The 23575-nt window shown below is 63.7% G+C and carries 21 protein-coding genes and 1 tRNA gene; 15 read left to right on the plus strand and 7 right to left on the minus strand.

From position 1 onward, the window contains the following. Positions 1–920 (plus strand): thiamine pyrophosphate-dependent enzyme (locus tag NKJ06_RS26735; protein ID WP_352811190.1); only part of this gene is annotated, 920 nt, incomplete at its 5' end. 190 nt (positions 921–1110) lie between these two features. Beyond that, complete coding sequence (locus tag NKJ06_RS26740; protein ID WP_352811192.1) at positions 1111–1818, plus strand: SDR family NAD(P)-dependent oxidoreductase; 708 nt, start codon at positions 1111–1113, stop codon at positions 1816–1818. A gap of 83 nt (positions 1819–1901) precedes the next feature. Here the strand turns inward: NKJ06_RS26740 and rpsA are convergent, their stop codons facing one another. The 3 genes from rpsA to aroA all read right to left on the minus strand — a co-directional run bounded on the left by rpsA (position 1902) and on the right by aroA (position 6091). Next, positions 1902–3599: a 30S ribosomal protein S1 gene (gene rpsA / locus NKJ06_RS26745; RefSeq protein WP_013528183.1), complete on the minus strand. Its 1698-nt coding sequence runs from the start codon at positions 3597–3599 to the stop codon at positions 1902–1904. A gap of 208 nt (positions 3600–3807) precedes the next feature. Next, entirely contained in the window at positions 3808–4458 is a 651-nt protein-coding gene (cmk, locus tag NKJ06_RS26750) for a (d)CMP kinase (protein ID WP_352628360.1), read from the minus strand. A 274-nt stretch (positions 4459–4732) separates the two neighbouring features. Next, positions 4733–6091, minus strand: coding sequence for a 3-phosphoshikimate 1-carboxyvinyltransferase (gene aroA / locus NKJ06_RS26755; protein ID WP_352811194.1), 1359 nt, complete (start codon positions 6089–6091; stop codon positions 4733–4735). Positions 6092–6298: 207 nt separating this feature from the next. Between aroA and NKJ06_RS26760 the strand changes: the two genes are divergently transcribed. Beyond that, positions 6299–6688 (plus strand): TIGR02300 family protein, encoded by a 390-nt coding sequence (locus NKJ06_RS26760; RefSeq protein ID WP_013528180.1) that lies wholly within the window; start codon positions 6299–6301, stop codon positions 6686–6688. Between the two features lie 172 nt (positions 6689–6860). After that, positions 6861–6936: transfer RNA gene (locus tag NKJ06_RS26765), tRNA-Ala, on the plus strand. A 151-nt stretch (positions 6937–7087) separates the two neighbouring features. Here the strand turns inward: NKJ06_RS26765 and NKJ06_RS26770 are convergent. Genes NKJ06_RS26770 through NKJ06_RS26780 form a run of 3 tightly spaced genes read right to left on the minus strand, consistent with a single transcriptional unit; the run spans position 7088 to position 9549 of the window. After that, positions 7088–7588 (minus strand): DUF6985 domain-containing protein, encoded by a 501-nt coding sequence (locus NKJ06_RS26770; protein ID WP_352628212.1) that lies wholly within the window; start codon positions 7586–7588, stop codon positions 7088–7090. A gap of 57 nt (positions 7589–7645) precedes the next feature. After that, positions 7646–8794, minus strand: a complete 1149-nt coding sequence (dgoD, locus tag NKJ06_RS26775; protein WP_352628211.1) for a galactonate dehydratase — start codon at positions 8792–8794, stop codon at positions 7646–7648. Between the two features lie 8 nt (positions 8795–8802). Beyond that, a complete protein-coding gene (locus NKJ06_RS26780; protein ID WP_352628210.1) occupies positions 8803–9549 on the minus strand; it encodes a FadR/GntR family transcriptional regulator in 747 nt (248 codons plus the stop codon). A 201-nt stretch (positions 9550–9750) separates the two neighbouring features. Between NKJ06_RS26780 and NKJ06_RS26785 the strand changes: the two genes are divergently transcribed. From NKJ06_RS26785 to NKJ06_RS26810, 6 genes are all read left to right on the plus strand, one after another. Continuing rightward, the gene (locus NKJ06_RS26785) at positions 9751–10743 is read left to right on the plus strand and encodes an arabinose ABC transporter substrate-binding protein (protein WP_352811196.1); all 993 of its coding nucleotides are present in this window, start codon (positions 9751–9753) and stop codon (positions 10741–10743) included. Positions 10744–10813: 70 nt separating this feature from the next. After that, the gene (gene araG, locus NKJ06_RS26790) at positions 10814–12325 is read left to right on the plus strand and encodes an L-arabinose ABC transporter ATP-binding protein AraG (RefSeq protein ID WP_352628208.1); all 1512 of its coding nucleotides are present in this window, start codon (positions 10814–10816) and stop codon (positions 12323–12325) included. 11 nt (positions 12326–12336) lie between these two features. Further along, entirely contained in the window at positions 12337–13287 is a 951-nt protein-coding gene (gene araH, locus NKJ06_RS26795; RefSeq protein WP_352628206.1) for an L-arabinose ABC transporter permease AraH, read from the plus strand. A 15-nt stretch (positions 13288–13302) separates the two neighbouring features. After that, on the plus strand, positions 13303–14082 hold the full coding sequence (locus tag NKJ06_RS26800; protein WP_352628205.1) for an SDR family oxidoreductase: 780 nt from the start codon (positions 13303–13305) through the stop codon (positions 14080–14082). A gap of 14 nt (positions 14083–14096) precedes the next feature. Further along, positions 14097–15809 (plus strand): L-arabinonate dehydratase, encoded by a 1713-nt coding sequence (gene araD, locus NKJ06_RS26805; RefSeq protein ID WP_352628204.1) that lies wholly within the window; start codon positions 14097–14099, stop codon positions 15807–15809. Between the two features lie 7 nt (positions 15810–15816). Next, entirely contained in the window at positions 15817–16722 is a 906-nt protein-coding gene (locus NKJ06_RS26810) for a dihydrodipicolinate synthase family protein (protein ID WP_352628203.1), read from the plus strand. 64 nt (positions 16723–16786) lie between these two features. On the opposite strand, the gene NKJ06_RS26815 is transcribed toward NKJ06_RS26810, so the two are convergent. After that, positions 16787–17461, minus strand: coding sequence for a GntR family transcriptional regulator (locus tag NKJ06_RS26815; protein WP_352628202.1), 675 nt, complete (start codon positions 17459–17461; stop codon positions 16787–16789). A 322-nt stretch (positions 17462–17783) separates the two neighbouring features. Here NKJ06_RS26815 and ssuD point away from each other — a divergent pair, with 322 nt between their 5' ends. From ssuD to NKJ06_RS26840, 5 genes are all read left to right on the plus strand, one after another. Further along, positions 17784–18956: an FMNH2-dependent alkanesulfonate monooxygenase gene (ssuD, locus tag NKJ06_RS26820; protein WP_352628201.1), complete on the plus strand. Its 1173-nt coding sequence runs from the start codon at positions 17784–17786 to the stop codon at positions 18954–18956. Further along, a complete protein-coding gene (locus NKJ06_RS26825; RefSeq protein ID WP_352811199.1) occupies positions 18953–20413 on the plus strand; it encodes an FAD/NAD(P)-binding protein in 1461 nt (486 codons plus the stop codon). Before ssuD ends, NKJ06_RS26825 begins: the two co-directional genes overlap by 4 nt. A 163-nt stretch (positions 20414–20576) precedes the next feature. After that, complete coding sequence (sfnG, locus tag NKJ06_RS26830) at positions 20577–21680, plus strand: dimethylsulfone monooxygenase SfnG (protein ID WP_352628199.1); 1104 nt, start codon at positions 20577–20579, stop codon at positions 21678–21680. A gap of 123 nt (positions 21681–21803) precedes the next feature. Next, positions 21804–22736 carry an ABC transporter ATP-binding protein gene (locus NKJ06_RS26835; RefSeq protein ID WP_352628198.1) on the plus strand — a complete coding sequence of 311 codons (933 nt, stop codon included), beginning with the start codon at positions 21804–21806 and terminating at the stop codon, positions 22734–22736. Continuing rightward, a partial coding sequence (locus tag NKJ06_RS26840) for a branched-chain amino acid ABC transporter permease (RefSeq protein WP_352811201.1) occupies positions 22733–23575 on the plus strand: 843 nt, incomplete at its 3' end. The genes NKJ06_RS26835 and NKJ06_RS26840, both read left to right, overlap by 4 nt.

Below are 23575 nucleotides of genomic sequence, written 5' to 3' on the forward strand. Positions count from 1 at the left end.
GTCTGGCCGAACGGCTGGGAGCGTCGGTCGTCCAGACCGCCAATGCGCGCGGCCTGCTGCATGGGCATCCGCTTTGCGTGCCGGCCAGCCCCAGCCTGAAGGCAGTGCGGGCGCTGATGGCCGGCGCCGACCTTGTCATTGCCGCCGGCACCGAATTCGGCCCGACCGACTATGACGGCTACAGCGATGGCGGCTTCGTCCTGCCCGCCAATCTGATCCGCATCGATATCGGCGCGGACCAGCTTGCCCGCCGCCCGGCGACGGTTTCGATCCAGGCCGATTGCGCCGAGGCGCTCGAAGCGCTGCTCCCGCAAATCAGCCATGTCCCGGCAAGCGGGGGCGGCTCGTCGCGTGCCGCCGCCACGCGGGAAGCGGCCTTTGCCGAACTCAGTCCGACCCTGCGGGGGCAGGTGCGCGCCGTCGAGATGATCCGCGACGCTTTGCCGGGCGCGTTCATCGTCGGGGATTCGACGCAGCCGATCTATGCCGCCAACCTCTATTATGACCATGACCGGCCAGGCGGCTGGTTCAATGCCGCCACTGGATTCGGGGCGCTCGGCTATGGCCCGCCGGCGGCGATCGGCGCAGCTCTTGCGGTGCCCGAGGCGCCGGTCGTCTGCCTCACGGGTGACGGCGGCTTTCAGTTCACGCTGCCGGAACTGGGCGCTGCGCTCGATGCCCGGGTGCCCGTCATCTTCGTCGTCTGGAACAATCGCGGCTATCGCGAGATCGAAACCTCGATGCTCGATGTCGGCGTCGAGCCAGTCGGCGTGTCGCCGGCGCCGCCGGATTTCTGCAAGCTGGCTGAGGCCTATGGCATCGGCGCCGAACGGCTTACCGATATCGACGCTCTGGCGGACGCGCTGAAACGCGCCCGGGCAACCGGACTGCCGCGCGTCATCGAAATCACGGTTGACTGAACATCGGCGGCGCGTGCTTCCCGTCTCGGCCGGCATGATCCCACGGCTGACCGGTGGGCGGACGCATGCAAAGACGCGACAACTGCCATGTCGAGATTGCAGTTGAGTGATGGCGCGAAAGGCGCGACGCTTCGCGTCGGCGCGGCAGAAGAAACGACCTAACGATAAAAAAATGACAGGAGCGGCCAAGATGACGGAAACCCTTGAAGGCAAGCATATCGTCGTGACCGGCGGAACCGGTGCACTCGGCGGTGCGGTTGTCGGCAAACTGCTGAGTGACGGCGCGATCTGCCATGTGCCCAATGCCCATGCCGCCGCACCAGCACATTTCCCTTTCACCGCGCATGACCGTGTCAAGCTGGTGCACAATGTCGATCTCTCGGACTCCGCCAAGGTCGAGGCCTTCTACAGTCAGGTTCCAGGCCTGTGGGGCTCGATCCACCTGGCCGGTGGCTTCACCGGGGCGCCGGTGGAGAAGATCGAGTCGGCGTCCTTTGCCGAGATGATGGACACCAATGCACGCACCGCCTTCCTGTGCTGTCGTGCGGCGGTGCGCTCGATGCTGGCGTCAGACACGGCAGGCAGCATCGTCAATATCGCTGCACGGGCTGCATTGCAGCCGCGCAAGGGCGCGGGCTCGGTCGCCTACGCGGCCAGCAAGGCGGCGGTGGCAGCGATGACGGTGGCGATGGCCGAGGAGCTGAAGCACAGGGGCATCCTGGTCAATGCCGTGGCTCCGTCGACGCTCGACACGCCGGCAAACCGCGCCGATATGCCGGATGCCGATGTCACCAGATGGGTTAGCCTCGAAGCCGCCGCCGAAGCCATCGCCTACCTTGCCTCGCCGGCCAATCAGGCGATGAGCGGCACGCTGGTGCCGCTTTATGGCCGGGCGTAACCTTCCGACCTTTCACGTCGGTCAAGAAAAACCCCGCCGGATCGCTCCGGCGGGGTTTTGTTTTCGAGCCTGTGCGAAGGGGCTTAGCTGCCCTGCTTCTTCAGCGCGGCACCCAGGATGTCGCCCAGCGAAGCGCCGGAGTCGGTCGAGCCGTACTGAGCGACGGCTTCCTTCTCTTCTGCGATTTCCAGCGCCTTGATCGAGACCTGCAGCTTGCGGGTCTTCTTGTCGAAGGCGATGACGCGGGCGTCGACCTTCTGGCCGACGGTGAAGCGCTCGGGGCGCTGCTCGTCGCGATCGCGGCTCAGATCGGAGCGCTTGATGAAGGTTTCGATGCCGCTGTCGACCAGCCGCACTTCCAGACCGCCATCCTTCACGCCGATGACTTCACAGGTGACGACCGCGTTCTTGCGCAGTTCGCCTGAAGTCGCCGCTTCGCCGACCGTATCCTTGGCCAGCTGCTTGATGCCGAGCGAGATGCGCTCCTTGTCGATGTCGACGTCGAGCACCTGCGCCTTGACCATGTCGCCGCGATTGTACTCTTCGATGACCTGCTCGCCCGGACGCGTCCAGTCGAGGTCGGAAAGGTGCACCATGCCGTCCACGTCGCCTTCGAGGCCGATGAACAGGCCGAACTCGGTCTTGTTCTTGACCTCGCCCTCGACCTGGCTGCCGACCGGATGGCTCGAGGCGAAAGCCTGCCACGGATTCTCAAGCGTCTGCTTGAGGCCGAGCGAGATGCGGCGCTTGGCCGGATCGACCTCGAGCACCACAACGTCGACTTCCTGGGTCGTCGACAGGATCTTGCCGGGATGCACGTTCTTCTTCGTCCACGACATTTCCGAAACGTGGATGAGACCTTCGATGCCCGGCTCCAGCTCGACGAATGCGCCGTAGTCGGTGATGTTGGTGACGGTACCCTTGATCTTCTTGCCGATCGGGAACTTGGTGCCGATCTCGGACCACGGATCGCTCTCGAGCTGCTTCATGCCGAGCGAGATACGGTGGGTTTCCTGGTTGATGCGGATGATCTGCACCTTGACCGTCTGACCGATGTTGAGGATTTCGGTCGGATGGTTGACGCGGCGCCATGCCATGTCGGTGACATGCAGCAGGCCGTCGATGCCGCCGAGGTCGACGAACGCACCGTAATCGGTGATGTTCTTGACGACGCCTTCGACAACCTGGCCTTCTTCGAGGTTCTGCACGATTTCCGAACGCTGTTCGGCGCGGCTTTCCTCGAGCACGGTGCGGCGCGACACCACGATGTTGCCGCGGCGGCGATCCATCTTGAGGATCTCGAAGGGCTGCGGGTTGTGCATCAGCGGCGAGACGTCGCGGATCGGGCGGATATCGACTTGGCTGCGCGGCAGGAAGGCCACGGCGCCGTCGAGGTCGACGGTGAAGCCGCCCTTGACCTGGTTGAAGATGACGCCTTCGACGCGCTCACCCTTGGTGAACTTCTCTTCGAGACGGACCCAGCTCTCTTCGCGGCGGGCCTTCTCACGGGAAAGCATCGCTTCGCCAAGCGCGTTTTCGATGCGCTCGACATAGACTTCGACGGTGTCACCGACCTTGAGGGTGGTGTCCTTGCCCTTGACGCCGAATTCCTTCAGCGGCACGCGGCCTTCGACCTTGAGGCCGACGTCGATGATGGCCATGTCCTTTTCGATCGCGGTGATCGTGCCCTTGACGACCTGGCCTTCGCCGGAATGGCCTGTGGTAAATGATTCTTCGAGCAGGCTCGCGAAATCATCGCGAGTGGGATTTGCAGCTGACATTGTTTCTCCTGGAATGTCCCGCATCTCAAGCGGGACGGGCGCCGTGGGTTAGCGTTGCGTTAGCCTGCCGGCGTTCCGGGCTACAAAAGCCCTGGGCCGCTCTTTAAGCGGCAATTCCGGCGCATGAAGAATGCTGGCAGGCTGGTTCGTGCCCGATATGGGTGTCTTCTTCGCCTCCGACAACGGAAACGCGAGGGAAAAACCCGGATCAGGCTTTGTCTCTCTTGGCCAGCACGTCGTCGATGATCGCCTTGGCTGCAAGAAACGCGGCTTCTATAGCCATTTCGCTGGTATCAAGCAAGTGCGCGTCGGCGGCCGGCTTCAACGGCGAGTCGGCGCGGCCCATGTCGCGCTCGTCGCGGCGCACGATATCGGCGAGGATTTCGGTAAAGTCAGCGGTGCCGCCGATGCTCTCGATCTCGGCCAACCGCCGCTGCGCCCGCACCTCGGCGCTCGCTGTCACATAGAGTTTGATGTCGGCGTCGGGGCAGACGACGGTGCCGATGTCGCGCCCGTCAAGCACAGCGCCGGGGGGTGTCTGGGCGAAGTCGCGCTGCTTTTCGACCAGGATGCGTCGCACGGTCGGGAACACCGCGACCTTCGAGGCCGCCTCGCCAACCGCATGCGCCGACAGAACCGCCCGGTCGAGCTTCGCCAGATCGACCTGGCGGGCAGCGGTTTCGGCCGCCGAGACATTGTCTAGCGGCAGCGCGTGCTGGAGCAATGCATAGGCCACGGCGCGATAGGTGAGACCGGTGTCGAGCAGGTTCAGCCGGTAATGGTCGGCGAGCCGGCGGGCAAGGGTGCCCTTGCCGGCGCCGGCGGGCCCGTCGATGGCGATGGTGAAGGGGATGCTCATTGGCTGGCCGCCGCGATCGAAAGGCGCGATGAAAAAGACAAGCGCCGCGATCCTTCCCACCCCCCTCTGTCCTGCCGGACATCTCCCCCGCAAGGGGGGAGATTGGCGGCTTTGGCGCTCCGCTCAATTCTGCTGCGTTGACTATTGGCGAGAGCCGCGATTACGACTGATATCCCCCCTGGCGGGGGAGATATCCGGCAGGACAGAGGGAGGTGCTGTCCCGCCGACATCTCTGTTAGAGCGCAATCTCCAACGCTAGCGATTGCCATGAACGTCACCCGATCTCCGCGCCCAGCCCAGTCATCAGCCCCATGAACTCGGGAAAGCTGGTCGCGATCATCGCTTGGTCATCAATAGTCACCGGCTTTTCCGTCGCCAGGCCCATCACCAGAAAGCTCATGGCTATGCGGTGGTCGAGATGGGTCTGCACCGTCGTGTCCTGGCCGTTGGGATGGCCGCCCAGCCCCTTGCCGCCCGGTTTGCCGCGCACGGCAAGCGAAGCTTCGCCCTCGGTGCAGTCGACGCCGTTGAGCTTGAGCCCATTGGCGACGGCCGACAGCCGGTCGGATTCTTTCACCCGCAACTCTTCCAGCCCCTGCATCAGCGTTTCGCCCTCGGCGAAGCTGGCAGCGACCGCAAGCACGGGGTACTCGTCAATCATCGACGGCGCCCGCTCGGGCGGCACAATGACGCCCTTCAGTTCGGAGTAACGCACGCGCAGATCGGCGACATCCTCGCCGCCGGCGTTGCGCGGGTTCAAGATGTCGATCTTGCCGCCCATTTCCTGCAGCGTCAGCAAAAGCCCGGTGCGGGTCGGGTTCATCAGCACGTTTTCGATTGTTATGTCCGATCCCGGCACGATCAGTGCGGCCACCAGCGGGAAACCGGCCGAGGACGGGTCGCCCGGCACTGCGATGGTCTGGCCGGTCAGCTTGCCCTGGCCCTCGATGAAGATGTGGCGCACGCCGCGCTCGTCGGTCTCGACCGAGAGATTGGCGCCGAAGCCTTTCAGCATCTCTTCGGTGTGGTCGCGCGTCATGACAGGTTCGATGACGGTCGTGATGCCCGGCGTGTTGAGACCGGCGAGCAGCACCGCCGACTTGACCTGTGCCGATGCCATCGGCACACGGTAGGTGATCGGTGCGGCATGCTTAGGCCCATGCAGCGTGATCGGCATGCGGTCGCCCGGTGTCGCCTTCAGCACCTGCACGCCCATCTGGCGCAAGGGTTCGAGCACCCGGCCCATCGGCCGGCCGGACAGCGAGGCGTCGCCGATAAAGGTCGTTTCCATGTCATAGGTGCCGACCAGGCCCATGGTGAGCCGCGAGCCGGTGCCGGCATTGCCGAAATCGAGCGGGCCTTCCGGCTGCAGCAGCGCGCCGTTGCCGGTGCCGCGGATTACCCACTCCGCGCCGCGTTTTTCTATATGTGCGCCCATCGCCTTCATGGCAGCGCCCGTGCGCATCACGTCCTCGCCTTCGAGCAGGCCGGTGATGCGGGTCTCGCCGGAGGCGAGGCCGCCGAACATGAAGGAGCGGTGCGAGATCGACTTGTCGCCCGGCACGCGGGCCGTGCCGGAAAGCGCTGATGATCTGCGGGCGGTGGCCGACTTTGGGGCGGCGGCGTGAGACATGGAATTTCCCTGGACGAAATGCCGGCGGGCCGGCGTTTTTCATTTGTTGCGGCGGTCTCGTATCACGGCGGGCCGAAATGGTCATCCCCCGTGGTCATCCCCTGACGCGAGGCCTTTCAATGCATGGTTTTGTGACGCCGGCTTTTCGCTTTGACAGCGCTGCAAACTGTGGTTAAGGGGACCACTCTTTTATTGACGAGGCTTGCCGTGGCAAAAACCGAACTTGGCACAAAACGTATCGACCCGGAGACGGGCCGAAAATTCTACGACCTGAACAAGGACCCGATCGTCTCGCCCTACACTGGCAAGACCTATCCGCGTTCCTATTTCGAGGAAGGCAAGATTGCCGCTCTCGAGGAGGAAGAGGAAGTGGCCGAGAAGGAAGTGGACGCCGAGGAAGAAGAAGGCGTTGAGGTCGTCTCGCTCGAAGAGGCCGACGAGGACGTCAAGGGCGACGACCTGCCGGATCTCGGCGACGACGAGGACGACGTCGATCTCGGCGACGACGAGGATGACACTTTCCTTGCCGACGAAGAGGAAGAAGACGACGACGTTGCCGACATGATCGGCGTCGGCGACGATGACGATGAGGTCTGATCGGCCTTGAAAGCGGGCGTTTGCAGGCTTTCGTAGCCTGCGAAGAAAAAGCGGCTCTCGAAGGCTTGATATTGACGAAAGGCGGGGTTAGAAGCCGCCTGCACTAACGGCGCGGTCTCCAACCCGCGCCGGATCTCTTCGCCGGAAACGGCGCCGGTTGACTGCCGGAAGTGGGGCCATAGCTCAGTTGGGAGAGCGCTTGAATGGCATTCAAGAGGTCGTCGGTTCGATCCCGATTGGCTCCACCAAACAGTCCCTCTAGACCTAGGCTGGCGACGGCATGAACCTGTCAGCCGTGCTTCGAATTTCCCGTGACAATGTCCCGCGAAAGGCCTGCATCGCCCGCGCGTTCTGCATTGCCATTTCCATCGAGCGTCATTGGCATCTTTATGGCGCTGCTCAGCTTTCTGGAGCCCGCGTCGTATAATCCGGGTTGGATGCCTTATAGACAATGTCCCGCAAACTATCGTCGGCAAAGGCGTTGGCGTTCGTCGCATGGCCATCGAAGCTGCCGGCCTTGTTCAGCATCGCGCCGTTGCGCCATACCAGCAGCAGACCGTGCTCTTCCTCCCAGCCGCATTCGGCTTCCAGAAAAACATAGTGATTGGCGTCATCGTCGTAGCCCGGCCAGATGCCAAGCACATTGGGATGGACAAAGGACCAGATATCCTCGGGCTTTTCGGGCACTCCCATTTCCTCGTCCATCCAATCTTCTCCGCCTACTGTTTCCCGGAAATCCTGATAGTAGGCATAGACGTGCCGGCTGTCCTTTAACCGATCGTCGGATGTGAGCGTCAGGAAGGTATTGAGGGCAGCGGCGGCTCGCTGATCGGCCGGGTCGTAGTCATCATCATCAAACTCGATCTCCATATTATCGAAATAGGGGATCTTGAGCTTCACGTTCTTTCCTCCAACTGTGCGTGGAGATTGCCAGCAGTCTCGCAAATGCTCAAGCCATCACCACTCGGCGAAGGAACCGTCCTTGTGGCGCCAGATCGGATTGCGCCAGCGATGGCCTTCCTTGGCGCGTTCCCTAACATAGTCCTCATCGATCTCGACACCGAGGCCCGGGCCGTCGGGAATGGCGACATAGCCATCCTCGTAGCGGAAGACATCCTTGTTGGCGGCATAGTCGAGCAGGTCGTTGGCGGCGTTGTAGTGGATGCCGAGGCTCTGTTCCTGGATGAAGCAGTTGTAGCTGACAGCGTCGAGCTGCAGGCATGCGGCAAGCGCGATCGGCCCGAGCGGGCAGTGCGGCGCCACCGCCACGTCATAGGCTTCCGCCATCGCCGCGATCTTGCGGCATTCGGTGATGCCGCCCGCATGCGACAAATCGGGCTGGATGATGTCGACGACGCCTTCCTCGAACACCGACTTGAAGTCCCAGCGGCTGTAGAGCCGCTCGCCGAGCGCGATCGGCGTCGAGCCGAGGGCTGCGATCTCCTTCAGCGCCTCGCGGTTTTCGCTGAGCACCGGCTCCTCGATGAACATCAGCCTGTACGGCTCAAGCTCCTTGACCAGGGCGCGCGCCATCGGCCGATGCACGCGGCCATGAAAGTCGACGGCAATGCCGATGTTGGGTCCGACGGCCTCGCGCACCATGGCGACCCGCTCGACTGCCGCATCGATCTTGTCATGGCTGTCGACGATCTGCAGTTCCTCGGTGCCATTCATCTTGAGCGCCAGGAAGCCACGCGCCACCATTTCGCTGGCACCCGCCACGACCTCCGCCGGACGGTCGCCGCCGATCCAGGAATAGACCTTGATCGTGTCGCGCAATTTGCCGCCGAGCAGTTCATGCACGGGCACGCCAAGCGCCTTGCCCTTGATGTCCCACAGCGCCTGGTCAATGCCGGCAATGGCGCTCATCAGGATCGGCCCGCCACGGTAGAAGCCGCCGCGATGCATCACCGTCCAGTGATCCTCGATCAGGCGGGGGTCCTTGCCGATGAGGTAGTCACCCAGCTCCTTGACCGCCGCCTCGACGGTCAGCGCCCTGCCTTCGACGACCGGCTCACCCCAGCCGGTGACGCCGGCATCGGTTTCGATCTTCAGGAACAGCCAGCGCGGCGGAACGATGTAGGTGGTGAGCGAGATGATTTTCATGCGCAGTCTCAGTTGCTCTTGAGTTTCTTGGCGCTGACGAGGTCGCGCGCCGCGAGATCGAGGATCTTGTTTGCCGCCCCACGTGCCGCCTCGGCGTCACGCATGCGCAGCGCCTCGACCACTTCGCGGTGCGCCGCAACTGCTTCCATGCGCCGGTCGAGCGAAATCACCGCCGTCGCCTCCAGCGAGAATTTCAGTCCGGTGTCGATCAGATTGCCGATCTGGCGAAAGATCGGGTTGTGGCTCGCTGCATAGACGATCTGATGGAAGGCGATGTCGCTGCGCGAAAACGCGACGAGGTCCTCGCCTGCGGCCGCCATGCCGCGCCAGGCCGCTTCGAGGTCGGCGATCTCCTGCAACGTCGCGCGCGTGGCGGCCAATTCGGCGACCAGCGGTTCGATGGCCCGGCGTGTCTCGAGAATGGCGTCGAACAGCTTGTCGTCCAGCGCATGCGGTGCGTGCCAGGCCAGCACCTGCGGGTCGATGATGTTCCAGTCGTCCTCGTTGCAGACAATGGTGCCGACCCGCGGCCGCGACAATACCAGCCCCTTGGCGGCCAGCACCTTCAAGGCTTCGCGGATGACGGTGCGGCTGACGCCGTATTCGACGCCGAGTTCATTTTCGGTCGGCAAGGAGGAGCCGGCCGGATAGCGTCCGGAAAAGATGTCTGAGGCCATTGCCTTGGTCACGTCGGGCATGACGCGCGGGCGGCGGGTGGCCGTGTCGCCTTGCGTCTTCTTCGAAGTTTCGGTCACCTCAGCCCTCCTCCAAGGCGGCGAAACCACTGATCTCGCACAACCGGTCCGGCCTTACCGGATGCGGATGATTTGCGCCAGCGATCGCTGATCAGAGCATGTAGCTTAATTATCATACCAGATCAATTGACGAGTATGATAAAAGCGATTAGAGACTCCGGCATCCGGGCTGAGCGCCCGGCCTATCGCTGGGAGGAAATCATGCGACTTCTAAAGACCGCGCTCGTCGCGGGTGCGCTTGCCGTGCTGTCTGTCACGACCATCGCTTCTGCCTATGCTCAGGACACCAAGATCGGTTTCATCGTCAAACAGCCCGAGGAACCGTGGTTCCAGGACGAATGGAAATTCGCCGACCAGGCCGCCAAGGAAAAGGGTTTTACCCTCGTCAAGATCGGCGCTGAGGACGGCGAGAAGCTGATGTCGGCGATCGACAATCTCGGCGCCCAGGGCGCCCAGGGCTTCATCGTCTGCACGCCCGACGTGAAACTCGGCCCCGGCATCGTCGCCAAGGCCGCCGCCCACAACCTCAAGGTGAAGCCCGTCGACGACCGTCTGGTCGGCGCCGACGGCAAGGCGCTCGAAGACGTGCCGCATATGGGCATCTCGGCAACCAAGATCGGCGAAGCCGTCGGCCAGGCGATCGTCGACGAGATGAAGGCGCGTGGCTGGAAGGCCGACGAGGTTGGCGCCATCCGCGTCTCCTACGACCAACTGCCGACCGCAGTCGATCGCGTCGAAGGCGCCATCTCGGTGCTCAAGGCGAACGGCTTCAAGGCTGAGAATATTTTCGACGCGCCGCAGGCCAAGACCGACACCGAAGCCGCGCTCAACGCCGCGACGGTCGTGCTCAACGCCCATGCCGACATCAAGAAGTGGGTGTCCTTCGGCCTCAACGACGAGGCCGTGCTTGGCGCCGTGCGCGCCTCGGAAAGCGTCGGCATTCCGGCGGACGGCATGATCGGCGTCGGCATCGGCGGCGCGGATTCGGCGATCAACGAGTTCAAGAAGCCGACCGCCACCGGCTTCGTCGGCACCGTGATCATCTCGCCGAAGCGCCATGGCTACGAAACGGCGCTCAACATGTATGACTGGGTTGCCAACAACAAGGAACCGGAGAAGCTGATCCTGACCTCCGGTGCGCTCGCCAAGCGCGACGACTACCAGAAGGTCCGCCAGGGCCTCGGCATCGAATAATCCTCCCTGTACAAACAGGCGGCGGCTCATCCCGCCGCCTGTTTCTCATGACAAAGAAGGATCATCGCCCGTGTCCTTTCTCGACTTCTCGCACATCACCAAGACCTATCCGGGCGTCAAGGCGCTGTCGGACGTCTCGTTCGGCGTCGACAAGGGCGCCGTGCACGGCCTGATGGGCGAGAACGGCGCCGGCAAATCCACCCTGATCAAGATCCTGTCCGGCGACCAGCATGCCGATGAGGGCGAGATACGCATCGATGGCAAGGTCCAGGCCTATGCCTCGACCCGGGATGCCTTCGACAATGGAGTCATCGTCATTCACCAGGAACTACAGCTCGTTCCTGAACTCACCGTTGCCGAAAATCTCAGCCTCGGCCGTTTTCCTGCCAACGCCGGCATCATCGCCGGCCGCCGCATGCTGGACGACGTCGGCGCCAAGCTGAAATCGGCCGGCATCGACATCGACATGCGCCGCAAGGTCAAGACGCTGTCGATCGGCGAACGCCAGATGGTCGAGATCGCCAAGGCGATCATGCTCGATGCGCGCGTCATCGCGCTGGACGAGCCGACCTCGTCGCTCTCCTCGCGTGAAAGCGAAATCCTGTTTGCTCTGATCGACCGCCTGCGCGGCGAGGGTAAGGTCATCATCTATGTCTCGCACCGGCTGGACGAGGTGTTCCGGCTCTGCGACAGCCTGACCGTGTTGCGCGACGGCAAGCTCGCGGCACACCATGCTTCGCTGAAAGATGTCACCCGCGATCAGGTCGTCGCTGAAATGGTCGGTCGCGAAATCTCGGACATCTGGGGGTTTCGTCCACGCAAGTCAGGTGATGTCCGCCTGAAGGTCGAGGCTCTCTCTGGCGCCAAATTGAAGACGCCGGCCAGCTTTCAGGCCCGCGCCGGCGAGATCGTCGGCTTCTTCGGCCTGATCGGCGCCGGGCGCTCGGAATTGATGCGGCTCGTCTTCGGCGCCGATCCGCGTTCAGGTGGTACCATCACCGTCGACGGCAAGATGGTGCATGCAACCGACCCGCACGGGTCGATCCGGGCAGGCGTCGTGCTGTGCTCGGAAGACCGCAAGCACGATGGCATCATCCAGGGCCGTTCGATCGAGGAGAACATCAACATCTCCTCGCGGCGCCATCACACACGCTTCGGCATGCTGAACCGCGCCAGCGAGATCGCCACCGCCGAGACCTTCATCAAGAAGCTCAAGGTGCGCACGCCGTCGCGCAAGCAGGACATCATCAACCTCTCCGGTGGCAACCAGCAGAAGGTCATCCTTGGCCGCTGGCTGTCCGAACAGGGCGTGCGCGTCCTCATCGTCGACGAGCCGACGCGCGGCATCGATGTCGGTGCCAAGTCGGAAATCTACGAATTGCTCTACCAGCTTGCCGAGGACGGCCTGGCGATCGTCGTCGTCTCGTCCGAACTGCCGGAGGTGATGGGCATCTGCGATCGCATCCTGGTGATGTGCGGCGGGCGCGTCAGTGCCGAACTCACCCGCGACCAGTTCGCCGAAAGGGCGATCCTGGCCGCCGCTCTCCCCGATCAGAAAACCCCCGACGCGATCGCATCCTGAGGACTTTTGGCATGACCGACCAGTTGAAAAAAATCCTGCTCGGCGAACAGGGCCTTGTCGTCATTTTCGTCGTCGCTTTTGCCCTCGTGTCGCTGCTGGTGCCGAACTTCCTCACCGACCGCAATATGCTCGGCCTGCTGCAGTCGGTAGTCACCGTCGGCATCGTCGCCTGCACCATGATGTTCTGCCTTGCCGCGCGCGACTTCGACCTGTCGGTCGGCTCGATCGTTGCCTTTGCCGGGATGGTCGCCGTCATGGCATCGAACTACACCGGCTCGATCCTGCTCGGCCTCCTGGCGGCAATCGCCTGTGGTGGTTTCGTTGGCTTCATCAACGGCATCGTCATCGCCAAGTTTCGCATCAACGCGCTGATCACGACGCTGGCCACCATGCAGATCGTGCGTGGCCTGGCGCTGATCGCGTCCGACGGCCGCGCTGTAGGCATCAACAGCCCGGATTTCTACCAGCTGGCGCTGTCGAAACTGCTCGGCATACCGACGCCGGTCTGGGTGCTCGCCATCCTGTTTTGCATCTTCGGCTTCGTCCTCAACCGCACCGTCTTCGGCAAGAACACGCTGGCCATCGGCGGCAATCCCGAAGCCTCGCGCCTTGCCGGTGTCAATGTCGACCGGACGCGCATCTGGATCTTCGCGCTGCAGGGCGTCGTCTGCGGCATTGCCGGCATCCTGCTGGCGTCGCGCATCACCTCCGGCCAGCCCAACGCCGCGGTCGGCTTGGAGCTTTCGGTCATCTCGGCCTGCGTGCTCGGCGGCGTCTCGCTTGCGGGCGGCCGCGCCACCATGTCGGGCGTCATCGTCGGCGTGCTGATCATGGGTATCGCCGAGAACGCCATGAACCTGCTCAACATCCCGGCCTTCTACCAATACATCGTGCGCGGCGTGATCCTGCTGCTGGCGGTGTTGCTCGACAATCTGCGCTCGTCGGCATTGGGTCGGCGTTAAGCTGGAGGGACAAAAATGGCTGAGCGTCTGTCAGGCAAACGCATCTTCCTGACCGGTGCCGCGCAAGGCATCGGGCTGGCGATAGCCGAGGCCTGCCTTGCCGAAGGCGCAAGGCTATTCTTGGTCGACCGCGACGAAGCGTTGCTGGACGAGACCGTCGCTGGTCTTGCCGCATCGCAAGGCCATGTCGGGCATGCCTCGGCAGACATAAGCGACGGCGCCGCGATTGCCGCTGCCGTTCAACGGGCGAACGCCGAGATAGGCCCCATCGACGCGCTGATCAACAATGCCGGGGTCAATGTGTTCTCGACGCCGCTCGATGCGACCGAGGAAGAGTGGAATCGCAATTTCGACGTCAACGTCAAGGGCGCCTGGAATTGCAGCAAGGCGGTGCTGCCGGGCATGATAGCAGCCGGCGGCGGCGCCATCCTCAACGTCGCCTCGACGCACAGCTTCACCATCATCCCGCACACATTTCCCTATCCCGTCGCCAAGCATGCACTGCTCGGCCTGACCAAATCGCTGGCGCTCGAATATGCGGCGCAAGGCGTGCGGGTGAACGCGCTGGCGCCCGGCTATGTCGAGACGCAGAAGGCCATCGACTACTGGAACAGCTTTCCTGATCCGGCGGCGGCGCGCGCCAACACCATGGCGCTGCATCCCGGCGGCCGCATCGCCACGGCGCGCGAGATCGCGCTGGCTGCGGTGTTTATGATTTCCGACGAGTGCCCGTTCATGAACGCGGCCACGCTCGTCGTCGATGGCGGGCTGAGCCAGCTCCAGCATCCCGCCTGAATTCCGGGAAAACCATGACCAAGAGACGATCGCAGCATTGGTTCGGCGGCCAAGGCAAGGATGCTTTCATCCATCGCAGCTGGATGAAGAACAACGGCCTGCCCGACGATGCTTTCGACGGCCGCCCGGTGATCGGCATCTGCAACACCTTCTCCGAATTCACGCCTTGCCATGTCCATTTCCGTGGCCTGATCGAACACATCAAGGCCGGCGTGCTGGAGGCCGGCGGCTTGCCGCTCGAATTCCCGGTCTTCTCCTGCGGTGAATCCAATCTGCGGCCGACCGCGATGCTGTTCCGCAACCTGGCCTCGATGGATGTCGAGGAAGCGATCCGGGGCAATCCGATGGACGGCGTCGTGCTGATGGCCGGCTGCGACAAGACCACACCGTCGCTGGTCATGGGCGCGGCCTCCTGCGACCTGCCATCGATCGTCATTTCCGGCGGACCGATGCTCAATGGCCGCTTCCAGGGCCGCGAGATTGGCTCCGGCACCGATGTGTGGAAATTCTCCGAGGATGTCCGCGCCGGTGTGATGAGCGAGCAGGATTTCGCCAATGCAGAGAGCGCCATGTCGCGTTCGCCCGGCCATTGCATGACCATGGGCACGGCCTCGACCATGGCCTCGATGGTCGAGGCGCTCGGCCTGACGCTGCCGGGCAATGCCGCCTATCCGGCTGTCGATGCGCGCCGCAGCCGCATTGCCCGCATGACCGGGCGGCGCATCGTCGAGATGGTCAATGAGGATCTGCGCCTGTCGGACATCCTCAAGAAGGCGGCCTTCGCCAACGCCATCCGCGTCAACGGCGCGATCGGCGGCTCGACCAATGCGGTCGTGCATCTCATCGCCATCGCTGGCCGCGTCGGCACCGAACTGACGCTGGACGATTGGGATAGATACGGCCGCGACGTGCCGACCATCCTCGACCTGATGCCGTCCGGCCGCTTCCTGATGGAGGATTTCTGCTACGCCGGCGGCATTCCGGCCGTCATGAAGGAGATCGCCGATCTGCTCGATCTCGACGCGCTGACGGTCACAGGCAAGGCCGTGCGCGACAACATCGCCGATGCCCAAAACTACAATCCCGAAGTGATCCGCCCACGCGACAAGGCGCTCACCGCCCAGGGCGGTATCGCGGTGCTGCGCGGCAATCTGGCACCAGATGGCGCCATCATCAAACCTTCGGCCGCTTCGCCCGGATTGATGAAGCATCGCGGCCGTGCCGTCGTGTTCGAGGACATCGACGACTACAAGGCGCGCGTCGATGATCTCTCACTCGACATCGACGGGACCTCGATCATGGTGCTGAAAAATTGCGGCCCGAAAGGCTATCCGGGCATGGCCGAGGTCGGCAACATGGCCCTGCCTCGCAAGCTGTTGAAGCAAGGCGTCCGCGACATGATCCGCATATCCGATGCCCGCATGTCCGGCACCGCCTTCGGCACCGTCGTTCTGCATGCGGCACCCGAAGCCGCCATCGGCGGCCCGCTGGCGCTGGTCCGTAGCGGCGACATGATCGAGCTCGATGTCGAAGCGCGGAAGCTGCATCTCGACGTCTCGGAACAGGAGTTGGCGCGGCGGCGAATGTCCTGGGTTGCGCCTGAGCCGGCGATGCGCGGCGGCTATCAAGGCCTTTACGTCGACCATGTCCTGCAGGCGGACCGTGGCGCCGATCTCGATTTCCTTGTGGGAAGCCGTGGCCACGCCATTCCACGCGAAAGCCATTGAGGTCCGCATGACAAAATTCACACCCGATGATTTCCATGGCATTCATGTCATCCTCTATGCGCTCTTTGATGAGAACGAACGGCTAGACCGCGCGGCGATGCGCAGGCAGGTCGAGATCTGCTTGACGAGCGGCGCTCACGGCATGGCGGCGCTTGGCCTGGCGACGGAAGTCGCCAAGCTGACAGAGGCCGAGCGCCGGACGATCATGGACTGGACGGCGGAAGATACCGCCGGCAAGGTGCCGCTCGCCTTCACCATCTTCGGCTCTTCTGTGGCCGAGCAAATCGCGCAAGTTCGTCATGCCGAAAGCGTCAGGGCGGACTGGGTGATCCTGCAGCAGCCGCCGGTCGGGTCCTATGGGGCGCTGGAGTATATCCGCTTCTTCGGCCGTGTCGCCGAGGCGACTGATCTGCCGGTGGCAATCCAGAATGCTCCGGCCTTTTTCGGACGCGGCCTGACATCCGACGAAATCCGCGAACTCGTCACGCTTCATCCCAACATAAGCCTGATCAAGGGCGAGGGCCCGGTCACCGACATCGCCGGCCTGATCGAGCGCACCGAAGGCCGGATCCCCGTTTTCAACGGGCGCGGTGGCCTGGAACTGATCGACAACTTCCGCATCGGTTGCCGTGGCATGATCCTGGCGCCGGATTGCATCGATCGTGTCGTGCGGGCCTATGAGGCTTTCCGCGCCGGAGACGAAGCAACGGCCGAGGCCGAGTACGCAAAAATGCTGCCGGCAGCGGTCTTCGTCATGCAGGGCATCGAAAACCTGATCTGCTACGGCAAGCGGCTGTTTGGTGCCCGCGCCGGCATCCCGATCCACGACCGGGCCCCCGCGATGCGGCCAAGTGAGGTCGGCTTGGCGATGGTGGCGCGCTTTGCCGCTGGCTTCGGCCGGTTGCCGGGTTAAACGGCAATTCCCGCTAACAGGTCATCCGCCCGACACGCGACCCTGGCGGCGGGCCTTGGCGGCTTCAGCCGAGAAGGTCGGCCGCGACTTCGAGCGTGTTGCGCAACGATGTCTCGAGATGGTGTTCCATCGCTCGCGCGGCGCCCTCGGCGTCGTGACGTTTCAGCGCCTCGAAGATGGCCTCATGCTGCTCGATCGTCTGTTCGCCATAGCCGGGCTTCGGGATGACGAGATGGCGGCCGCGATCCATCTGCGCCTTGGAGATGTCGACGGCTCTCCAGATCATCGGCAGGCCGCAGATTTCGGCGATGGTCCGGTGAAAGACGTCGTCGAGCTGTATCGCGGTGGCATATCTGCCCCGCGATATGGCAAGCCGGTGCGCCGCCATATTGTCTTCCAGCAATTCGCCGGCTGCCGGTGAGAATTTGGCGGCCGCGCGCCTCGTGCTTTCCATCTCCAGGGCCCGGCGGATGACGTAGGCTTCTTCCAGGTCGGCCCGGCTGATCGGGGCGACATAGGTGCCGGTCTGCGCCAGGATGTTGACCAGACCCTCGTCACTGATGCGCTTGACCGCCTCGCGCACCGGGGTACGCGAAACACCGAGCGCTTCCGCAATAGCCACCTCGTTGATCACTTCTCCGGGCCTCATCTGTCCGACGACGATAAGGTTGCGAATCTGATGATAGATCTGATCGCGGAGCGGAACAGCCCGATTGAGAGTCGAAGGATCCAGGTCCATGGGAAATCCGTGGCTTAGGTCGCCGGAATGGTCAGATTAGAATGAAAATCAGAAAGTCCCTAATGCGAGGGGCGGCTTCGGCCTGCAATTCGCACCCGGGCAAAGCGTGACAGCCAGTGAGTCGGGTTCGGCGGATGGAGAAAATTTCTAATCCCGTCAACAGAATTGGAATAAACTAACTCTACAGAATTTGTGGAATAAGCAATCTGCACTGGCGATCTGGTTTCCACCCCGGACAGGACGACGCCATGCACACCCTTTTGCGCTTGCCCCCAACCAAAGCAGGCATATCTGGCCGCCGTCAGCATACGGGAGGCAGGCCATGACCAGAGACATTCCAGAACGCATCAAGGTGCTTTGGTTCCTGCCGACGCATGGCGACAGCCGCTATCTCGGCACGACGGAAGGCGGCAGGGCCGTCGATCTGCCGTATCTGACGCAAGTGGCGAAGGCCGCCGACACGCTGGGGTACTACGGCGTGCTGTTGCCGACTGGCCGGGCATGCGAGGATTCCTGGGTGATCGCATCGGCGCTGGTGCCCCTGACCGAGCGCTTGCGCTTCCTCGTTGCCGTGCGGCCCGGCCTGCAGTCGCCGACCCTGGCGGCGCGCATGACGGCGACGCTGGATCGCATCTCCAACGGGCGCCTGCTGATCAACGTGGTCACCGGCGGCGATCCGCTGGAGAACAAGGGCGACGGCATCTTCCTGTCGCACGCCGAGCGCTACGAGGTGACGCAGGAGTTCCTGCAGATCTACAAGCGGGTGCTGAGCGGCGAGACGGTCGAGCACGAGGGCGAGCATTTCCGCATCGAGGACGGAAGGCTGCTGTTTCCACCGGTGCAGACGCCCTATCCGCCGCTCTATTTCGGCGGCTCGTCCGACGCCGGATCCGTGGTGGCGGCGCAGGAGATCGACAAATATCTGACCTGGGGAGAGCCGCCCGCCGATGTCGAGCGCAAGCTGGATGGCGTGCGCGAACTGGCCGAGAAGGCCGGCCGCAAGCTCTCCTTCGGCATTCGCCTGCATGTCATCGCCCGCGAAACCACGGAGGAAGCCTGGGCGGCCGCCGACAGGCTGATCAGCCGGCTCGACGACGCGACGATCGCCTCGGCGCAAAAAGTCTTTGCCCGCATGGATTCGGTCGGCCAGGCGCGGATGAGCGCGCTCCATGGCGGCAATCGCGCCAAGCTCGAGATCGCGCCCAATCTCTGGGCCGGTGTCGGCCTGGTGCGCGGCGGCGCCGGGACCGCGCTTGTCGGCGACCCCGACACGATCGCGGAGCGCATCGATGAATACCGGCGCCTCGGCATCGACACCTTCATCCTCTCCGGCTATCCGCATCTGGAAGAAGCCTATCGCTTTGGCGAGTTGGTGCTGCCGAAACTGCCGACCGATCACCCGGTCAAATCAGCCGCTTCGTCCGTCAACACCGGCCCGTTCGGCGAGACCATCGCCGGCGACCACCGGCCGAAGTCGCTCGCCAGCGCCTCGTGAACGCGCTCCCTCCCGCCCGTCGGGTGCGCGTCGCCATTGTCGGCGGCGGCTTTTCCGGCTCGGCGGTAGCCTGGCATCTGGCGCAAATGCATCGGCGGGAGCGCATTTCCATTTCCGTGATCGAGCCACGCTCTTTCGTGGGCGGCGGCCTCGCCTATTCCAGCGAGGAGCCGTCGCACCGGGTCAATGTCCCGGCTGTCAGGATGAGTATGGCTCCCGACGATCCGCAGCACTTTGCGCGCTGGTTGACCGGCAGCGGAGAACTCGAGCGCGACACGGACGCCATCTGGAAGAATGGCGATGCCTATCCGCGCCGGCGCGTGTTCGGCCGCTACGTCGCCGAACATCTGGCGCCGCATCTCGGCTCAGGCACGGTCCGCCATGTCGAAGGTCCGGCCACGCGTGTGACGCGTGATGCCAGTGGCGCGGGTTGGACCGTGCAGACGCCCAGTGGGCCAATTGCCGCCGACATCGTCGTCCTGGCGGCAACGCATCCGCAGCCTGGAATTCCCACCGCGCTGGACTCGCTGTCGGAAGCGCCGGGTTTCATCGCCGACCCATACGCCGCGTCAGCACTTGCCGGAATCGGGCCGGAGGCGTCGGTGCTGATCGTCGGCTCCGGGCTGACCTCGGCTGACATGGTCGCCGAACTTGATCGCCGCGGCCATCGCGGCCGCATCCTGGCGCTATCGCGCCGCGGACTGCGCTCGCGTGGCCACCCGGACGTCAGGGGCGAGCCTTTTGGCGACTTTGCATCCGCGCCGGCGACGACGGCGCTTGGCCTGCTCAAGAACATTCGCGCGACGCTGGCAGCGGCGCGTGCGGCCAATGTCAACTGGCAATCGGTCTTCGACCAACTGCGTCTGCAGGGTCCTGTGCTGTGGGCCGCACTAGCCCCGCCGGAGCGAGCAAGGCTGGTCCGCCAGCTGCGCGTGTTCTGGGACGTGCATCGCTTCAGGATCGCACCGCAGGTCGCTTCCGTGCTCGACCGCCGTTATGCGGCCGGCACATTCGACACCATTGCCGCCAGGCTTGTCGCATCGAACGATGAGGACGGCAGCCTGGCGGTCAGCTTTCAACGGCGCGGGCAGACGCGGATCGAGACCGCGCGCTTCGATGCCGTCATCAATACAACCGGCCCGGCCCATGGGCAGGCGCTTCAACTCAATCCGGCATTGCGCTCGCTGGCCGAGGCCGGGCTGATCAAGGCTGACCAATACGGGCTTGGCATCGAGACAGATCTCGACAGCCGCGCCGTCGGCCAGGATGGCCGGACGCTCACGACACTCTTCGTCGCCGGTCCGCTGGCGCGAGGGACTTTCGGCGAACTCATGGGCCTGCCCGAGGTTGCCCGCCATGCCCAGACGGTCGCGGCCGAGATTGCCAAGCTGCGGGAAACGCTGCCGCCAGCCGAGGCTGTCGGCGCCGATGCCGCGCAGGGGCCGGTCATGAGCTGACACCGGCAAGCCGGGTTGGCTGAGCAAAATTGGTATTTCCGTCCCACGAGGGCCTCAAAAACGGAAAATCCTTCTTTGTATATATATTCTATAAACATAATAAATATTGGGAAGCCGGCGCGACCGGAGCGATCAACGACACGGCCTGAATGGGAGACAGTTCATGGCACACGCAGAAGCCGACCCGATCAAATTCGCCTACTGGGTGCCGAATGTTTCAGGCGGCCTGGTGATTTCCAATATCGAGCAGCGCACCAACCATTCGGCCGAGTACAATCGCAAGCTGGCGCAGATCGCCGAGAAGTCCGGCTTCGACTATGCGCTAAGCCAGATCCGTTTCACCGCCGGCTACGGCGCCGACGAACAGCATGAATCGGTGGCCTTCAGCCATGATCTGCTGGCGGCCACCACGACGCTCAAGGTCATCGCCGCGATCCTGCCAGGACCGTGGAACCCGGCGCTGGCGGCCAAGCAGATCTCAACCATCAGCTACCTGACCAATGGCCGCGTCGCGATCAACCTCGTCTCCGGATGGTTCCGCGGCGAGTTCCACGCCATCGGCGAGCACTGGCTCGACCACGATGAGCGCTACCGCCGTTCGGAGGAATTCATCCGGGCGTTGCGCGGAATATGGACTGAGGACAGCTTCACCTTCCGTGGCGATTTCTACCGTTTCAACGAATATTCGCTCAAACCGAAGCCGCCGCATCCGCTGCCCGAAATCTTCCAGGGCGGCTCGTCGCGCGCCGCGCGCGACATGGCATCGCGCGTCTCGGACTGGTACTTCACCAACGGCAACACACCGGCCGAGATCGCCAAGCAGGTCGACGATATCCAGTCCAAGGCAAAGGCCAACAACCATTCCGTCAAGGTTGGCGTCAACGCCTTCGCGGTTGTCCGCGAGACCGAGGATGAGGCCAGGGCGGTGCTCGCCGAGATCATCGCCAAGGCCAACCCCGAGGCGGTCAACGCTTTCGGCCACGAGGTCAAGAACGCCGGCAAAGCCTCGCCGGAAGGCGAGGGCAATTGGGCGAAATCCTCCTTCGACGATCTGGTCCAGTACAATGACGGCTTCCGCTCGAACCTGATCGGCACGCCCCGGCAGGTCGCCGAGCGCATCGTCGACCTGAAGCGCGCCGGCGCCGATCTTATCCTGCTCGGCTTCCTGCACTTCCAGGAAGAGGTCGAGTATTTCGGCAAGCATGTCATCCCGCTCGTCCGCGAACTGGAAAACGCCGAGGCGGCAGCATCGCTGGCGGCGGAGTAGTCACCCCATAGGCTGGCCGGACAGGCTCCGGCCAGCACACGAATGGAGCTTGCCCGGTGCGCTCGATCCGTCGAGCGGCCACGGGAATTTGTGCGCCTGCTGAAAACATCGGGGACGATTGGAATGCCTCTGCCCAGTTATGCCTTAGGAGTGATGGAGGCTTCAGCCTACGCGCCGGAAGTATTTGCGCGCGGCCTACCGTCAAGCTCGTGGCAGCAGCCGTCCGAAGACAGCGCCGAGCCGACGGGAACCGTTGCCGGCGTCGCCTCGCCGCTGCTCTCACTGCAGGGCATCGGCCTGTCGTTTGGCGGCGTCGTGGCATTGGCCGATATCGACCTGTCGGTCCGTCCCGGCGAGATTCGCGCCATCATCGGCCCGAACGGCGCCGGCAAGAGTTCGCTGATCAACGTCATAAGCGGCGTCTATCGCCCGGATCGCGGCCGTGTCCAGTTCGACGGGATCAGCTATGCTCAGGTGCCGACGCAGCAGCTGGCCCATCTGGGCGTCGCCAGGACCTTCCAGAATCTTGCTCTGTTCAAGGGCCTCAGCGTCCTCGACAATGTCGCTTCCGGCCTCGCCTATAAGGTCCGCTCCAACTTTGCCGGACAGGTGCTGGGCATCGGCCGTTCGCGTGGCGAGCAGCGCGACTCGCTCAGCCGCGCCGAACAGATCCTCGAATTCCTCGATCTCACCGCTGTCCGCGATCGTCTTGCGGGCACGCTGCCTTACGGGCTGCAGAAGCGGGTCGAACTGGCCCGTGCACTGGTGGCTGAGCCGCGCCTGCTTTTGCTCGACGAGCCGATGGCCGGCATGACCGCGGGCGAAAAGAGTGAGATGGCGGCCCTCGTCCGCGCCGCGCGCGACCGCTTCGCCACCACCGTTGTGCTGATCGAGCACGATGTCGGCGTCGTCATGGGCCTGTCCGACCGCATCGCCGTTCTCGACTACGGCCGCAAGATCGCCGACGCCACACCCGACGAAGTCAGGAACGACCAGCGCGTCATCGATGCCTATCTCGGCGTCGCCTCGGACAATGAGGACGGGGCAGGCATATGATCGCCGATTTCGACTATCAGTTCTTCATCGAAGTGCTCGTCGGCGGCCTGCTCTCCGGCGTCATGTACTCGCTGGTCGCGATCGGCTTCGTGCTGATCTACAAGACCTCGGGCGTGCTCAATTTCGCACAAGGTGCGATGCTCTTGTTCGCGGCACTCACCTTCGTCAGCCTTGTCGAGCGCGGGGTGCCGTTCGCGCTGGCGCTGGTGATCACCTTCGCCATCATGGTAGCGATCGGCATCGCCATCGAGCGCACGGTCCTGCGGCCTCTCACCAACAAGCCGCCAATCACCCTGTTCATGGCGACGCTCGGCCTGTCCTACATCATCGAGGGCGCCGCCCAGCTGATATGGGGCACGCAGGTCCATGGCCTCGATCTCGGCATCGAGGACGTGCCGCTCGAAATCGGCGGCGTGCTAATCAGCCAGTTTGACATCTTCGCGGCCGTGGTTGCCGCCGGCATGGTTCTGCTGCTGTCGCTGTTCTTCCGCTACACCCGCATCGGACTGAGCTTTCGTGCCGTCGCCGACGACCAGTTCGCAGCACTCGCGGTCGGCCTCAGGCTGCCGCTGATCTGGGCGACCGTCTGGGCTGCTGCCGGCCTCGTCGCGCTGGTGGCCGGACTGCTCTGGGGCGCCCGCCTCGGCGTGCAGTTCTCGCTGTCCCTGGTGGTGCTGAAGGCGCTGCCGGTGCTGGTGCTCGGCGGCTTCGATTCCATCCTCGGCGCCATCGTCGGCGGGCTGTTGATCGGTGCCAGCGAGAAGCTCGCCGAGGTCTATATCGGCGACTATTTCGGCGGCGGCATAGAGAGCTGGTTCGCTTATGTCGTCGCGCTCGTC

It is taken from the genome of Mesorhizobium sp. M0293 (assembly GCF_040321735.1).
In the GTDB taxonomy this organism is placed as follows: domain Bacteria; phylum Pseudomonadota; class Alphaproteobacteria; order Rhizobiales; family Rhizobiaceae; genus Mesorhizobium.

What these genes read in the sequence shown, in the direction of transcription:
- NKJ06_RS26740 (WP_352811192.1), top strand. Translation starts at nt 1,111, where the DNA reads ATGACGGAAACCCTTGAAGGCAAGCATATCGTCGTGACCGGCGGAACC.
- rpsA (WP_013528183.1), bottom strand. Translation starts at nt 3,599, where the DNA reads ATGTCAGCTGCAAATCCCACTCGCGATGATTTCGCGAGCCTGCTCGAA.
- cmk (WP_352628360.1), bottom strand. Translation starts at nt 4,458, where the DNA reads ATGAGCATCCCCTTCACCATCGCCATCGACGGGCCCGCCGGCGCCGGC.
- aroA (WP_352811194.1), bottom strand. Translation starts at nt 6,091, where the DNA reads ATGTCTCACGCCGCCGCCCCAAAGTCGGCCACCGCCCGCAGATCATCA.
- dgoD (WP_352628211.1), bottom strand. Translation starts at nt 8,794, where the DNA reads ATGAAAATCATCTCGCTCACCACCTACATCGTTCCGCCGCGCTGGCTG.
- NKJ06_RS26785 (WP_352811196.1), top strand. Translation starts at nt 9,751, where the DNA reads ATGCGACTTCTAAAGACCGCGCTCGTCGCGGGTGCGCTTGCCGTGCTG.
- araH (WP_352628206.1), top strand. Translation starts at nt 12,337, where the DNA reads ATGACCGACCAGTTGAAAAAAATCCTGCTCGGCGAACAGGGCCTTGTC.
- NKJ06_RS26800 (WP_352628205.1), top strand. Translation starts at nt 13,303, where the DNA reads ATGGCTGAGCGTCTGTCAGGCAAACGCATCTTCCTGACCGGTGCCGCG.
- araD (WP_352628204.1), top strand. Translation starts at nt 14,097, where the DNA reads ATGACCAAGAGACGATCGCAGCATTGGTTCGGCGGCCAAGGCAAGGAT.
- NKJ06_RS26810 (WP_352628203.1), top strand. Translation starts at nt 15,817, where the DNA reads ATGACAAAATTCACACCCGATGATTTCCATGGCATTCATGTCATCCTC.
- NKJ06_RS26815 (WP_352628202.1), bottom strand. Translation starts at nt 17,461, where the DNA reads ATGGACCTGGATCCTTCGACTCTCAATCGGGCTGTTCCGCTCCGCGAT.
- ssuD (WP_352628201.1), top strand. Translation starts at nt 17,784, where the DNA reads ATGACCAGAGACATTCCAGAACGCATCAAGGTGCTTTGGTTCCTGCCG.
- sfnG (WP_352628199.1), top strand. Translation starts at nt 20,577, where the DNA reads ATGGCACACGCAGAAGCCGACCCGATCAAATTCGCCTACTGGGTGCCG.
- NKJ06_RS26835 (WP_352628198.1), top strand. Translation starts at nt 21,804, where the DNA reads ATGCCTCTGCCCAGTTATGCCTTAGGAGTGATGGAGGCTTCAGCCTAC.